General features: G+C 43.9%; 7 protein-coding genes and 1 pseudogene. All 8 read left to right on the forward strand.

What is annotated here, in order from left to right; translation table 11 throughout:
* Positions 1–398 precede the first annotated feature (398 nt).
* The 8 genes and pseudogenes from GCWU000325_RS00680 (at position 399) to GCWU000325_RS00715 (ending at position 15,429) form a co-directional block, all read left to right on the forward strand.
* Positions 399–638, forward strand: a complete 240-nt coding sequence (locus tag GCWU000325_RS00680; protein WP_006253951.1) for a hypothetical protein — start codon at positions 399–401, stop codon at positions 636–638.
* 116 nt (positions 639–754) lie between these two features.
* A complete protein-coding gene (locus GCWU000325_RS00685) occupies positions 755–3,346 on the forward strand; it encodes a hypothetical protein (RefSeq protein ID WP_006253952.1) in 2,592 nt (863 codons plus the stop codon).
* A gap of 12 nt (positions 3,347–3,358) precedes the next feature.
* On the forward strand, positions 3,359–4,192 hold the full coding sequence (locus GCWU000325_RS10860; RefSeq protein WP_006253953.1) for a GLPGLI family protein: 834 nt from the start codon (positions 3,359–3,361) through the stop codon (positions 4,190–4,192).
* Positions 4,193–4,281: 89 nt separating this feature from the next.
* Positions 4,282–4,895: pseudogene (locus GCWU000325_RS11105) on the forward strand (transposase); the annotation flags it as partial.
* A 292-nt stretch (positions 4,896–5,187) separates the two neighbouring features.
* Entirely contained in the window at positions 5,188–8,295 is a 3,108-nt protein-coding gene (locus tag GCWU000325_RS00700; protein WP_006253956.1) for a T9SS-dependent choice-of-anchor J family protein, read from the forward strand.
* A gap of 105 nt (positions 8,296–8,400) precedes the next feature.
* Positions 8,401–11,688, forward strand: a complete 3,288-nt coding sequence (locus tag GCWU000325_RS00705) for a CARDB domain-containing protein (protein WP_006253957.1) — start codon at positions 8,401–8,403, stop codon at positions 11,686–11,688.
* Positions 11,689–11,692: 4 nt separating this feature from the next.
* Positions 11,693–13,633, forward strand: coding sequence for an Omp28-related outer membrane protein (locus tag GCWU000325_RS00710; RefSeq protein WP_040598710.1), 1,941 nt, complete (start codon positions 11,693–11,695; stop codon positions 13,631–13,633).
* 11 nt (positions 13,634–13,644) lie between these two features.
* Positions 13,645–15,429, forward strand: a complete 1,785-nt coding sequence (locus GCWU000325_RS00715; protein ID WP_006253959.1) for an Omp28-related outer membrane protein — start codon at positions 13,645–13,647, stop codon at positions 15,427–15,429.
* Positions 15,430–15,671: the final 242 nt, after the last annotated feature.

The following is a 15,671-nucleotide window of genomic DNA, read 5'->3' on the forward strand; positions in this document are numbered from 1 at the left end:
CAGGATAACACTGATGTACCTATGTGGATTTCTACAGCCTCTTTAATCATCCCGAAAAAGATTGGGAAGCATGCCTGAAAGAAGCGGCCGAAAGCCCTCAAATGCCTTCGCTTTTTGATTAGGGGGGGCTTGGAATGCCAAAAAGAGAACCTCAACCGCATTGTTTCAGCGATTGAGGCGGTCTTTCCTACTCTTTTTGACGTTTATCGGACAGCAATAATTCTCTTTTTTAATTGCTACCTTTGTCATGTCAGATTTTTGCTTACTTGTTATGTTTGCAGCACCAAGATAGGTGAAATTTCTGACATATCCAAGTGTTTTGAGAACTTTGTTTCTCAGGCACTTGGAGTTCTCACAAGAATTTATGCTGCGGAGTTAAGGTTAACAAAACATTCGTTATGAAAAAGTTATTGATTGTAGGAATTATAAGCATACTTGCTTGTTCCGCAAATGCTGCTTCATTCCAGTCGGAAGTTGTAGTAGCTCCAACACAAACAGAGATTGTGGCAATGTATACAGCCCAGTGTACAGCAAAAGATCCCCAAGTTATTAAAAGAGGTGATCGAGTCATAATCATCTACAGCGATGGTACGACTATTATTGTAGATAAAGACGGCAAAGTTGTTCGTGTGCCTTGAGAATGACACCCTCAATTGTGTGTCATTATTGGAGTTGTCTCAAAATGAGACAACTCCGAATATTAATTTAAGGGCCGTCAATGACTATTGTTCTTAGTAGAACTTCTTTAAACATTATGAGCCGACTTATTATTTGCCAGCTTTGCCTATTTCTTTCTATTAATGCAGTGGCGCAGGTCAATGTTTACGGCACAGTTATAGACCGTGAGGTAAATAAGCCCTTGGCAGGAGCTTCTGTAATTATTAAGGGGATAGACGATAAAATAAAGAAGTTTGAATACACAAAAACAAACGGAAACTTTTCCCTACAAATGCCGTTAATAAATGGGTGTAGATTAGAGGTTACTATGATGGGATTCGCCAAACTATCTCTACCGCTTGACAGCGTTTCGTTCCCATTGAGGATATATATGGAAGCAGGATATACATTGCTAAAAGAAGTTACAGTCAAGGCTAACCGCATACAGGAACAAGGCGATACTATCACCTATTATGTTGGTAGTTTCGCACAGTCGCAAGATCGCTCAATCGGCGACGTCCTCCAGCGTATGCCCGGCATTAACGTCTCTGATAATGGCATAGTCCGGTATCAAGGGAAAGACATCAACAAGTTTTATATCGAAGGATCCGATCTGCTCGGCGGCAGGTACGGTATCGCCACCAACAGCATAAGCCACGATGATGTGGGAGCGATTGAAGTTATGGAGAATCATCAACCCATGCAGGTATTGTCTGGCTTGTCATTCTCAGACAAGGCGGCAATCAATCTCAAACTGAAAAACAAAGCAAAAGCGACTTGGGCTTTTTACGGCGATATCAAAGGTGGTTACTCGCAGCAACCTGAAGGAGCGATATGGGATGGAAAACTATTCGCAATGAGGGGGACGCATGGATTTCAGAATATTACTACCTTTTGCGCCAACAACACAGGCGAAGAGCAGTCTGCATTAAGCACAGACTTTTTCGAAGGGAGGCGCGGTACAGGATTGAACCGCTATATCAGCATCGGACTGCCCAATATGCCCTTGCTTGACAGCAGGCGCACTCTTTTCAACCGCTCTTTCCTCGTTTCGACTAACAACTTGTGGAAACTCAAAAGCGGCGAGTGTAAGTTTAATATCGACTACTCCTTTAATCGCACTATCGCCAACGCATCGAATATCACGACTTATTTCTTGGACAAGGGTAATCGAATAATTACCGAGAACAGCAACGAAACCGAACACGAACACTCGTTAAGTGGTAAGTTTATCTACGAACGCAACCAAAAGACGACATTCATAAACAACACTTTGCAGACCAAAATTGATTGGAACAATATCAGCTTGCGCACAACCGGCACAATACCCAATATGCAATCTGTCAACCTGCCCAATTATTACGTCAGTAACAAATTCAAATTGATACAGCGATTCAAGGGCAAGCACCTTGTAACATTCGAAAGCCGTAACGAGTGGGAAGTGCTGCCGCAAGTGCTCAACTTGGCTGTAAATGGCAATCTATATTGCCAGCACATCAACGACCACGCTTTCTATACACATGAAAGTGTAGCGCACGCCTTTTCGCTCAAAGGTTTTACGATAAACCTCGAAGGTGGCATTAAGGCCTACTGGCGATCAATGAACTCTAATTTGTCTCAAAACATAGACAATCTGCCTAAGGAACTACCTGGTATAACCGAGAATGTCATACATACAAACTCACTTTTCGTCTATGCCACTCCGAAACTCGAATATTGGATCAAACATATAAATCTCACACTCAATCTCCCTATCAGTTACGCACATTACTCATTCGACAAGACGTTGGTCAACCATAACGAGGTATATTTCTCTTCGTTGCTGAGTTTCAACTGGAAACCGAACAATCGCTTTTCCAGCACAGTCTTAGGGGGCGTAGGCCGCTCACCAATGAACCTCGGCCTCATTCATCCAGGGCTGATAATGACTGACTACCGCACATTAAAATCTGGCGTTGACAATTTTTATAATACCTCATCGCAGAATATTTCGGCAAGTTTCAGCTACAAGCACACCAGACACGGACTATTTGCCAACGGGCAGATGATGCACTCTTGGAGCCACCAGCCTTATACTATGGCGCGACAGCTATACGGAGATTACGCTGTTTACAGCTATTCGGATGCTGACAACGACGGAAAATCGCTCATAATAATGGGAAATCTCGGCAAGACGCTCGACTTCATGCGTGGAAGCTGTAACATTAGCGGTTCTTTCAGCCGCAACAAATCAAAGCTACTATCGCAGCAGCAGTCCATGCAGTTAATCGGCACCAGCTGGAGCATAGGCGGAAAAATCAATGGCTCACCATGGCAGTGGTTCAGTTTTGACTATGGCATAAGCTACTCCAACAATCGTCTGACAATGAACGGCACGTCGGCACCCTGGCTATCTGCTATGATAAACAAGCTGGGTCTTAATTTCACACCACGCTCCAAATGGCAATGGCAGATTAGCGGAGAACATTATCACAATGAACTAACAGAGGGGGCATTCAAGAATACTATGATGCTTGACACCAAGCTGATATTCAAGCCAACCAAACAGATTCAACTGTCGGCATCGCTGACCAATATCCTCAACAACAAACAATATAGATACACTACATACTCGCAACTGTCATCTTTTGAAAGCCAACACGCGCTCCGTGGTCGTCAGTTACTTTTCTCAATAACGCTAAGAAAATAAATATATACCTAAATGAAAAAGAGAATTACATTCATTACTTTGTGTTTTATTGCAATAGCAGTAACAGCACAGACCGCTCATATCGAAGTCAGTTACGTGGCCCATCATCCAAATTTGACAGATGGTAAAACAGATTTGACAAACAAGTATATTCTGTTAGCAAATATAACAGAATCGAAATTCTACTCTCCGATTACAGAATATATTGACTCGCTGAGTTCTACGCCTGAAGGTAAGACAAAACTGACTGAAATATCAAGGGCTGCCCTCAACGCCGATAATTTAGATGGTATTCCTAAACCCGACGGCACTATATACGTTATCAAATCTTTTGCTAACAACAAATTGAAATATTACGACACTGCCGGACTTGAAAAATTTACTTATGAAGAGCTGATAACTCCATGGAAATGGGAAATATGCGATTCTACCAATGTTATTTTGGGATATGAGTGTATCATGGCTATCACTGATTACCACGGGAGAAAATGGACTGCGTGGTTCGCTCCGGAAATTCCTGTACAAAACGGTCCCTGGAAGCTCGATGGACTTCCTGGCTTGATACTTAAAGCCCAAGCAGAAGGTGGGCAATACAGTTTTATAGCAACCGGAATACAGCAAACGACCAAGCCTATTTCGCCTGTTTATCTTGCTAATGATTATGAACATATAACGCGTATAAACTATCTGAAAGCTAAACGCTCTTTCATAGATAATCCACTCGGAAAAATAAACGCTCAATATGGGAATGCGGGAGGAACCATCTCAACAAATGATGGTGATGATTTAAAAGATCTATATGTTCCCGCCTCTGTAGCTGACTTTCTCGAAACAGACTATCACTAAACATCGATTATATAGCCCTTATTTCGTTTAAAATCTCAATTATCTCATGAAAAGATGCAAATTACTTGAAACATAAAACAAGTACCACTTTGCTTTTCATTGTAACAGTTGCAGACACACTTCTTTTTTCAAGGCATTGTCGCAAGGCACAAAACGACTTTCTCAATCAGATTGACAGGCTTATTGATTGGCATCCGATTAGGACGCTATCAACAAGAAATACATGAAGCGACAAAATGCCGTCAGCGCCCCGGCTTATGACGTGATTCTCTTATTCAAGATGTTGCTTTTGGAGACCTGATACAACCTGAGTGATTGTGCTTTGGAGGAGCGCATAAATGATTCAATCACCTTTTCCCTATTCTTGGGGCTGAAGATGGAAGCGGTCTCTCCCGACCACAGCACCATTAGTCGATTTCGTTCGGCACTGACGAAGTTGGGTCTCTTAGACAAACTATTGTCTCAGTTTAACAAACAACTTCCCCGCCATCACATTTCGGTAAGGGAAGGGGTACTTGTCGATGCAAGTCTTGTGGGTACGCCACATAAACCTAACGGAAAGATTAGTCTGACCAATTGTCAAGGCATTGTTCAAAAGGTGATAACGACTACAGCGAACCGCAGTGACACAAAGGAGTTTATTCCGCTATTGGAGGGTGCAAACATTCCTCAAGGCATAGCCGGCTTGACGGACAAAGGATATTGTCCTTGAATGATATTTCCTTAAGGCTGTATAGTGCAGACAAGTTATTAAGACTTGTTACAGCAAACAACGTCCATACTTTTGACAATTGAATAAAACTTCAACTTTAACAGCAAACAACATACGCAATCGCGAAGAATTATTAGCACATTTCTATATATACGACGAATTTTGAAAATTTCTCAACCTGTTATTTTCTGAATAAAAGTATTTTTTCTCGGAAAAATTTGGCTTTGATTTGTGTAAAGTGCGTAAATTTACCCCGCAATACGTAACTAAGGATACTCTATATATGAAAAGATTACTACTACTATTGCCTATGTTATTAGGCGCAGGTAGTCCAAACTGTGCACAAGCCCAGCAAACAAGCACTTATAAGCATAAGGCTTTGATTTACGATGTGGCAGACGGAGAGGCAGCGGTTTATGGCTACCTTCGATACGACACAAAGTATCGCACGAATGGTTTGACTACATTCCGAACGAACACACCCAGCACCTATTCCTTAATCAAAGACTATGGCAATATTCCCGGCAAAACGCCAATTTTTACTGCCGGAACATACGTTGGAAAAGATTATCTTGCATACGAAACGACGCTGTATGCAAACGTTCTTATGCCTTACGCCTTTAGCGTCATCGACCCAAGTACAGGAGCTTGCGAGCGGAAGAGCGTATTCCCCGAAGGTGCACCGATACTTATCTTGGACGAGATGACCTATGATCCGAAGACGGACAGAATCTTCGGCGTACACTACGATACAGATCGCTTCACGACTGATTTATATGAAGTGAACCGAACAACTTATGCCATCAATAAGGTTGCGGCCATCAACGACGCCCTTTTTACGCTCTCTGCGGAGAATGGCTACTTATATGCGATCATATCTGATGAAGCTTTTACCAAGTCTACCCTTGTCAGAATAGACGAAAAAAGCATTGACGCCGGAAAGCAAACTTGCACAATGGTCAATGTAAGTCCGGCGGAGGGCACCGGAATCAGCATAGGCAATTATAGCCAATCGATGGAGTTTGATAAAACGACGCATCGCCTATGGTGGACGGCACAAGCTGCCGACGGCAAAGCCTATTTGATAGAGTTGAATCCTGAAACAGGAAAGGCAATCACGCAGACGCAGATAGATGGTGACTTGCAGTTGCTCTCTATGGCTATCCCTTATCAGTATGTAGCTGAAGAAGCCCCCTCTTATGTGAGGAATCTTACTGTAAAAGCGGGAGAACTTGGCGCGAACAATGCTACATTGACTTGGACAACCCCGAACACCGACTATAGCAATAAGTCTCTTGCAAGCATTGACGGAATCAGAATCTACCGCAATGACCAACTTGTTCAGACAGTATCAACGACTGAAAAGGGCAAAAGTATGGACTGGACTGACACGGGTCTTGCAGAAGGCAACTATATATATAAGGTAGTGCCCTACAACCAAAAGGGCGATGGTATATATAAGGAAGCATCAGCTTTCGTAGGTGAAGATGTGCCGGGCGCACCAGTAAATGTTCAACTGACTACCAACGACACAAAAGGCACCATTACTTGGAGTGAGCCTGCTATGGGCGCTAATAAGGGCTATTACGACAAGGCGACACTCACTTACGACGTAGTGCGTATGCCGGACAACGTAACGATCGCAACCAAGACGACGGCACGCTCCGTTGAGGATCAAGTAACCGTACACGCAGGCTACAGCTATGTTGTTACGGCCTACAGCAAAAAAGGGAAAGGCCTCTCTGCTACTTCCAACACTGTAGCTTATGGTTCATCGGGAAGCATTCCTTTCATCTCTGATTTGAAGACCAAAGACGAAGTTGACAGATGGACAGTCCTCGACAACAATAATGACGGTATGACTTGGAAGTTTGATCCTACCACGTCCTCAGCGTTCTATGATCGTAGCGAGAAGAATGCTGACGACTGGTTGGTATCACCTCCACTCTCATTCAATAAAGAGAAAAAATATCAGTTGCGCTATACTTACTCTACCGCCAATTGGGTTAACCCCGATGATCACAAGCCGGTTATGGAGAAGATGAAAGTCTTCTACGGCACAACGCCAACCGCAGCGGGTCTTACAACGATGATCGTAGATTTGAAGGAGTTCCATACTGCTTCTGAGACTTACTACTATGGTAAGAACACCTTCAGTGTAGACGCAAGCGGCAACGGACACGTAGCATTCCAAGCTTGTTCAGATGCTATGCACGGTCGGATATATCTTAAAGATGTATCATTACGCGAATATAGCGAAAAGGATTTGAGCCTTAAGGATCTTTCCGGTTCTGCTACAGCCAACTGCGGCGTAGAGCAAGTTTTCGTAGCAACCATTAGCAATGAGGGTTCTAAGGCGGTAAGCAACTATACAGTTCAACTCATCAACGCAGACACGAATGAAGAACTTGCTTCTGCTCCCGGCGTTGCTGTTGCTCCCGATGCAACGGGCACAGTGTCTATCAAATGGATACCGGCGACAGAAGGTGATATAAATGTGTCAGCACGCGTCATTTTAGAAGGCGACACCTACCCAAAAGATAACACTTTTGCGTCATCAATCAAGGTTAAAGTGGCGGCTAAGGATGCAAGCAAATGGCTGACACTCAATACAGATGAATCTTATGGTTGGTACTCTCCTTTCTTCGTCTCAATGCCTTATTCACAAGCACAGTGTCTCTATATGGAGGACGAAATCCAAAAGAAAGACATTAGCTTCGTAGCTATGCAGGTGAAGTATAATGGTAAGGCTAAGAACGAATTTACGTTCCCGGCAAGAATCTATATGAAGAAGACCGACCGCACCAACTTAATCTCAGACGACAATGAGTACATCGGCGTCTTTGAAGAAGGTGATTGGACAAAGGTATTCGATGGCAACATTACGATCTCTGGTCAAAAGGAAGGCGAAGACTTGCAGATTAAGTTTGATACGCCATTCCACTACACCGGCGGCAATCTGAATATGAAGTTCGAAGCACTTGCAGGCGGAAAACGCCTTATGCCTAATCAGCATCCGGAATGGCACTTGAAAGAAATTGTAGGCAAGCCTCGCACGGCACACTATGATGGCCAAACGAGCAACATAAAAGAGTCAGAAATCTTCCCTTCGCCCTATGTTCCTTTCATGATGTTGGAATATAAAGATGGTAACACTTCCGGTATGCTCTCTGTAGGTGGAGAAGGACTGAACATTTATCAGAACGGCAACGTACTCTACCTCTCATCAGTCTGTGATAAGGTTGACTTGTTCAGCACTTCTGGTGCACTCGTAGGCACAGCGAACCATACTGATCGCCTCCAGCTGACTTCGCTTTCCTCCGGCGTATATATATTGAAGGTAAATAAGAAAGGCCACATACAAACGCTGAAGATTGTATTGAAACGATAAAGATAAAGGCAATGACTCTCTGTCCGGTAAAAGCCGGACAGAGAGTCTTGCTACATCTTAAGTAAAACAACTATAGACATTAATCTATTTTTAATCCTAAGAGATATGAAACACCTCTATTTAGCAAGTCTTGCATTAGCAACACTGTCTGCTTTACCAGCATCCGGACAGATGAATGCAAGAAAGTTTCCCTCCGTCTGGGACAAACCGATGCTAACATCTGCCCCGCAGATGCCGCTCCAGACCCCACAGGCGATCGACGACAAGTCGAGGGGTATTACTATGTATGCTGGCCAGTTAGTAAGTCAGAACAAAAAGCGTGGTTGGATAAAGTTCTATACGGGCAAAGCCGCTGACTATATCACTATAAAGAACTTTACGCCGCCAAATGATCAGGTTCAATCTCACGGTATATACTGCTCAACATTTGACGGAAAAGATTGTTATGCCGTTTTTGCTCAGTCCTACACTTATGGCGTAGAACCACTGTACTTTGCAAAATTAAATGTAGCTACAGGCGATACCACAACCATCTACACCTTTAATAAAACTGAACAGGGTGAATGGTATAGGGGATTTGATATCTATGCACTGAGCTATAACCCGAAAACAAAGGAGATATACGGTCTTGGTAAGGGTTATGAAACGAAAATCATTGATGGTGAAGAGCAAGTGGTAAGAGCTTTTACCACAATCAACATCATTAATAAAGAAACAGGTAAGATAGACAAGGTTATGGACTTACCGATCGTTTACTATAACTTCTGTTTCGACTACGACGGCAATTGCTATATGGTGTGCCCAAAGACGAAGAGCGAGACCGAAGATGTTGCTGTCGGAACAAACCTTGTTAAGTTCGATTCTGATTTCAACAAGCTTTCTGTCATTGAATGCAAGAGCCAATGGGGAGAGAGTTATATCCAAAGATACTTTGGTACTATGAGTTTCGACTATACTACTGGCAACCTTTGGTGGATTCCGGTCGGCAACCAAGGCGCAACAACTCTCTATAGCGTAAACACTGAAACGGGCATCTATGAAGGTAAGTCTTGGTTTAGCCTTGGTAACTCATTCGTTGGTCTTACCATTCCTTATATGACCGCTGATTCCCGCAAAGCGGCAGCTCAAGTATCTCAAATTGACGTACAAGCTGATGTTAACGGCGATATGGTAGATACCGTTAAGTGGGTGAACCCAACTAAGGCTTGGGACAAGAGTGACCTTACTGAATTCAAAGAGGTATTGGTTTATCGCAAGAAGCAAAATGTAGCAACGACCGAACTCACGCCGACTTCAAAGCTTCTCTCTGCTGAAAATGCAGACCTTATTGGAACTGTAGATGCTACGGGCAAGATGGGCCAAGCTATGCGATTCGTAGACACACATCCCTACGCTGGTATCAATACCTATTATGTAGTTCCGTCACGTGTTGCTGGCGAGAAAGGTGTACCCGATAGCATCCGCTGCTTTATGGGCGTAGATGTTCCTGGTGCGGTTCAAGATATCCAACTGAAGAGAAAAGGCACAGGCCTTGAATTGACTTGGAAAGCTCCGACCAAAGGTTTAAACAATGGTTATATCAAAGAAAACGACCTGACCTATACATTGACACGTTTACCCGACAATGTTGTAGTTGCTAAAGATCTTAACGCAACAACTTACGAGGACAACACGCTTGGTGAACAACAAAAGTACTCTTACAGAATTCAAGCTAAGAGCCAAGCCGGCGAAGGTGCTATTGCAGAGTCTGAAGGAGTTATGGCCGGAAGTGCGCTCACTACGCCGATTGACTTAAAGTTCAATACGCAAGACGATGCAAATCGTTGGTACAGCCCCAACAACCACTCTATCTTCTTCTACTATTGTGGTGGATATGATGAGGATTCTAAGTGTATGATTGGCTATAGCAACTACCAAGAGGCGGAAGGCTTCCTTACTTCTCCCCCGCTCAAGCTCGAAAAGGGTAAGACATATCGCATTACTACAGACTTCTATGCACATCAGAGAGCTACGCCATTCGACCTGAAACTTACAATGGGAACAAATGGTGAAGACCTCACAAATGCTACGGTTCTCCGTGAAGAAAAAGACTTCTCTTATCCTGATATGTATACTCGCGAGAAACTCGAGGATATGTTTACTGCTCCGGAAGATGGCACATATTACTTCGGTATGTCTGTTGCTACGCACAACCAGTACAATAGCTTCCGTCTCTATGGTATTAACGTAGACTATGTCGCAGAAAACGACTTGAAAGCCTTCTCTCTCGATGGCATACAAGAAGCTGTTGTAGGCTACGATAACAAGTGCACAGTTAAGGTTCGCAACGTAGGTTCTAAGACGCAGAGCAAATATAGCATCAAGGTATACTGCGATGATGAAGGAACCAAAACGCTTGTTGGCGAAACGACGAATGTTCCTGAGTTGGCTGCAGGTAAGATGGAGAACGTTCCTGTTACATTCAAGCCTACGAAGGACGGCGTATTCAACTTCTTTGCTGTTGTAGAGCTCGAAGGCGACCAAGAGCACAGCAACGATACGACAAGTGTTGCGCGCATTAGAGTTAGTCCGGAAGGCACCATACCTTGGACAAACATCGTAAACGGTGATGACGAGGGCGAAGATACGCACGGACCTTGCACCAACAGCGATACTTACGAAAGAACGCAATCTATCTATCTGGCATCTGAAATCAAAGCTGACAAAGATGGCTTCATCTCTCGTTTGGGATACCTCTACACGTCAAATAGCAACTTGACGGACAGAACAGAACCGTTCAAGGCTAAGATTTACCTTGCTCAGACAGACTTGGAGCAATTCACTTCTGCTTATTCACAATGGTTGAAGCCCGAGCAAATGACACTCGTATATGATGGCACGTTCACGCTCGAACCTGGCGTTAACAACATTATGGCATTTAACCTCGAAACGCCGTTTAAGTATGACAAGACGAAGAATCTTATTGTTGTCTTTGATAAGGAAGGTGCAGTACCATCTAATTTGATGTTCTGTGCATTATACAAGGTCTTCCACGACACTTCTTCCGGTATCTACCGTAAATTGGAATATGCTGAGGCATCACCTTTCAGCGCAACCAAATCACACGCATACAACTCTGTTCCGGTTCTATATCTAGGATTTGGAGTTAATGACAACGTTAACAATGCATTCGTTGCAGGCGAAACATTCTTCTACAATGCTAACAACGGCATGATGAACTTTGGTAAGGATGTTAAGGTTGCTAACATATATACAGTTGACGGTAAACTTGTGAAAGCATTCAATAACGTAAGCAACAAGCAAGTAAAACTGGATATGCCGACTGGTCTGTATATCGTACGTACGGTAGCCGCAAATGGAAAGGCTGCAAGTATGAAACTTAATGTAAAGTAAAAATATGAACTCTATCAGAAAATTTATTTTTCTGTTATCGCTTACAAGTCTCTCCATGATTGGGGGAGACTTGTTTGCTCAAACAGAGAGCGACAATTTGTTCCAGCTTACTCCTTTGAGCCCATCAGAGCGCGAAATGGCAGCGCCGGCCTCAGGTAGTGAGAATATGCACATCGGCTACTGCACCATAGAACCTAGCCGAGGACTCATTGCACAGATAACAGGAGAGCACACTTATCACGCAGCTGTCTATTTCCCGGCAGAGCTGTTAGACAAATATGTTGGCAATAAGATCGACTCTATTGAGTTTGCCATTAAACCGAAACGCGGACGCTTGGTAGAATACTTCGTGTGTACCGACTTGAAGAATATGAGAGAGAGTACCTTGGCAAAAGGCTCATCTACGTCCTACTCTGAAGGTTGGAACAAGAAGAAGTTTACCAAATCGCTCACCATCACGAAGGGAATGAACCTCTACATCGGCTATATTCTTTATCTGAATGCCGATGAGATGTACGACTGTCTATTGTTTGATAATAGTCCTTACTCGCTAACAAAAAAGAATTGGTACGGCTATGATGGCAGCTGGTTCAGCAATACCGCAGCTATCGGTAAGAACATTTGTATTCGTGCCGTCATTTCGGGATCAAATGTTCCCAACAATGACATTTCCTTGATTCGCTTAGCTCCCGAGGATGGCGGATATTATATTGAGCAAAATAAGCCTAAGTCTTACGTGGCTTATGTGCAAAATAATGGTACAACCCCGATCACATCTCTTTCACTTTCGGTTACAGCCAAAGGCGTACAAAGCAAAGAAGTGACGCTCAACGGATACAATATTCCTAATAATGTGCCACAAAAGATCGTACTTGAGGATGTTTCCGTACCGGTTGAGGGTAACTTTGTCGGTACTTTTACGGTAACAAAGGTCAATGGCACGACAGATCCGGATATGAACGACAACGCATTAAGTCTCAGAGGTTATGCGATGAAAGAGGGTACAGAGCCGGTTGAGCGTAACGTACTCTTTGAGGAATTTACTTCTGAAGGTTACAAAGAATGTACTGTTGCAGACAGCGTATACACCAAGGCCTTAGCCCAGTGCGACAATGTGATTCGCGTAAAGCACCACTTAGACTACAAATCGCATCAGGATCAGTTCCGCATTGCAGCAGATAAGGATTACGAAGCGCTCTATGGTGAGTCGAAGACCTTTGTGCCTGCAATCTGTATCGACCGCCTTGCAATCAGCGGACTTGAAGATCCGGGACCGGCATACTTCATAGCCAACGATACAGTTGTTGCTAATTTGATTGGCCTCGCAAAGTCCGAATACTCCTTTATTACATTGGCCGCCGCTCCAGAACTTAGTGCGGATGGCAAACAGATCAATGTTAAGGTTAGCGGACATGCCGGCACTAATGAGATGCCTTTGCAAACTGACTTGCGTCTGACTACTTGGCTTGTAGAAGACAAAATTGAGAGCACACAACAAGCCGGGAAAGCAAGCTTCACACAGAATGGCGTCTTGCGGGCTGTGCTCAGCGGCAGCGCGTGGGGTGATAACTTAGATATCTCCAACTACGACTTTGAGAAGAACTACACGGTAGACGTAGACCCCAAATGGAACGTAGCCAATATGCGTATCGTTTCATTCGTTAGCAATTATGAAGCAAATGTTTTGAAACGCGGCCTCTACAATTCGACACAAGCTGCAGTAGCAGGCACTTCCGGCATCAATTCACAAGCAAATTCAGCCGACAACAAAACGATCAGCGTTGTGAATGGCAGCGTGATTCTGCCACAAGGCTATCATCTTGTTGGTATCTATGATATGGCAGGACGCCGCATCAGCACCAATCAATTGGGCTACGGTCTCTATATCGTAAATGCTACAGATGGTCAAAATGTGATTACGCAGAAAATTAGCATCAACCACTAATAGCAATCATCATGAAGAAAACAATATTGTTCATAGCATTGTTACTCAGCCTCATTTCCTTTGAGGCAAGAGCAGCCTCCAGCTACTGCTTCTGGGGCTATTGTGGTGGGAAAGTAACCGGCGAATTTGGCTCTAAAAAGAGTGGAAAAGGCGCCATTTACATCCCCGCTGAGATCTCTAAGCTCTACCAAGGGAAGACGATCTCTGTTGTTAAGGTCGGACTGGCTGCAATGGCCAAGAACGTAAAGGTCTTTATCACTAAAGACTTGAACGGTGAGAATACCATAACAAAGACGGCCGGAATGCTCTACAACGGCTGGAACGAAGTGAAACTGAGTTCCAACTATACAATAGATGGAGAACCCTTCTACATCGGTTATAGCTATGAAGGCGACAACCTATCTATGGGGCGCTCAGATATGTATTCTGAAAATGGCTGTTGGGCAGACCTCGGCGACGGCTGGAAGAACTATGCGGCAGACAAAGCGTACAAGGCTCTGGCACTGACAATCCAGGCAAAGATCGCCGGCGAGAATATGCCCAAAGACCTATGGCTCTATAGCAGTCGCGATATCATCGTAAAGAAGAACGCACCCTGCGAGTTCGGATTTGGCGTAATGAATATGAGTCCGCGTATTGCAAGAACCTTACTGGTGGGCTATACCGTTGATGGTGGCGCAGAGCAAACGGAAGAGTTCAAAACGACTATGGGATCCGGTGCTGAGAAGGAGTTCGCAATTAAATATCCGGGATTCAGCGAGAATGGCATTCATTCCGTGAAACTGAGACTGATCAGTGTCGATGGAGAAAACGACGCGTTTGCCGGAAACGATACAACCAGCACCAACGTAAAGGTAATGGATGCGGTACCCCAACAGCGTTTTGTCGTTGAGGAAGGCACGGGAACTTGGTGTGGATGGTGTCCTTTAGGCATCGTCGGCTTAAATGGAATGGCCAAGAAATATCCTGAGACATTCATTGGTATAGCTGTTCACAAGCAAGATAAGTTGGAAACCAGTTCATACTCAAAACTTTCATTCTCAGGTTATCCATCTTGCTATATCAATCGTGATCTCAGCAGCGTTGCTAAACCGGAATTCGCATCATTAGAGGCTTCGCACAATAAAGCGGTCAGCAAGTCTCCTCGCGTAGGTATGGAGATCAAAGCACACTTTGTTGGCAATAACAAAAACAAGATTAAAGCTGTCGCATCTGCCAGCTTCTTTGCCGCTCAAACAAGTGTCGACTACAAGATTTCTTTCGTCCTTGTAGAGAATGGTATCGAGGGCTACTACCAAGCTAACAACTTCAGTGGTGGCGGACAAGGCAAGATGGGTGGTTTCGAAGATCTTCCGGGTTACGCCTCTATCAACATGGACCACGTAGCGCGTATGAACTACAGTTTCGACGGCATAAAGGGAAGTATTCCGACCACCGTAGAAGCAGATCAGATCGTAGAATATGCAGCTGAATTAGAAGTTCCCGGTAGCATACAGCATGCTGACAGTCTGCACCTCATCGCTCTTCTCATCAACAGCAAGGGACAAATTGAGAATGCAGCTTCAGCACACGTAACGGTTGATCCGGCCCTTTCTATTTCTGAAGATGTCGCTCTCCTTGCTCCTGAGTTTACATTCTCCAACGGGCATCTCAACATTGAAGGCTTCGAAGGTAAGGTACGCATCTATGATGCCAACGGAAGGAAAATACCTAACCACGATATCCAAAGCGGCTTCTATATCATCAAATACACGAGTGGCAACAAGACAATCGTCAAAAAGATGCTATTGAAATAAGACCAGACTTCTATTGAGGAATATACTGATAGAAAGATCTCTTAGACTTTAACGATTAAGGGTGTATCAGTTTGATACACCCTTTTCTTATACTGGTTTACTTGCTAACCGCAACCATAAGCTTACTTCTTGGAAAAACGAAACTAATGTTTCTTTTTATCGGCACTCACAGTGCGGCATTTATATCTTTTCAGTTTTAGAGGATAGCAACAAATAACTATAAAAAAGATTTCTATGATATC

This window comes from Alloprevotella tannerae ATCC 51259 (assembly GCF_000159995.1).
Classification (GTDB): domain Bacteria; phylum Bacteroidota; class Bacteroidia; order Bacteroidales; family Bacteroidaceae; genus Alloprevotella; species Alloprevotella tannerae.

Bases quoted from the DNA above. Each gene is read 5' to 3' on its own strand.
- GCWU000325_RS00705 (WP_006253957.1), top strand. From the start codon at position 8,401: ATGAAACACCTCTATTTAGCAAGTCTTGCATTAGCAACACTGTCTGCT.
- GCWU000325_RS00680 (WP_006253951.1), top strand. From the start codon at position 399: ATGAAAAAGTTATTGATTGTAGGAATTATAAGCATACTTGCTTGTTCC.
- GCWU000325_RS10860 (WP_006253953.1), top strand. From the start codon at position 3,359: ATGAAAAAGAGAATTACATTCATTACTTTGTGTTTTATTGCAATAGCA.
- GCWU000325_RS00715 (WP_006253959.1), top strand. From the start codon at position 13,645: ATGAAGAAAACAATATTGTTCATAGCATTGTTACTCAGCCTCATTTCC.
- GCWU000325_RS00710 (WP_040598710.1), top strand. From the start codon at position 11,693: ATGAACTCTATCAGAAAATTTATTTTTCTGTTATCGCTTACAAGTCTC.
- GCWU000325_RS00700 (WP_006253956.1), top strand. From the start codon at position 5,188: ATGAAAAGATTACTACTACTATTGCCTATGTTATTAGGCGCAGGTAGT.
- GCWU000325_RS00685 (WP_006253952.1), top strand. From the start codon at position 755: ATGAGCCGACTTATTATTTGCCAGCTTTGCCTATTTCTTTCTATTAAT.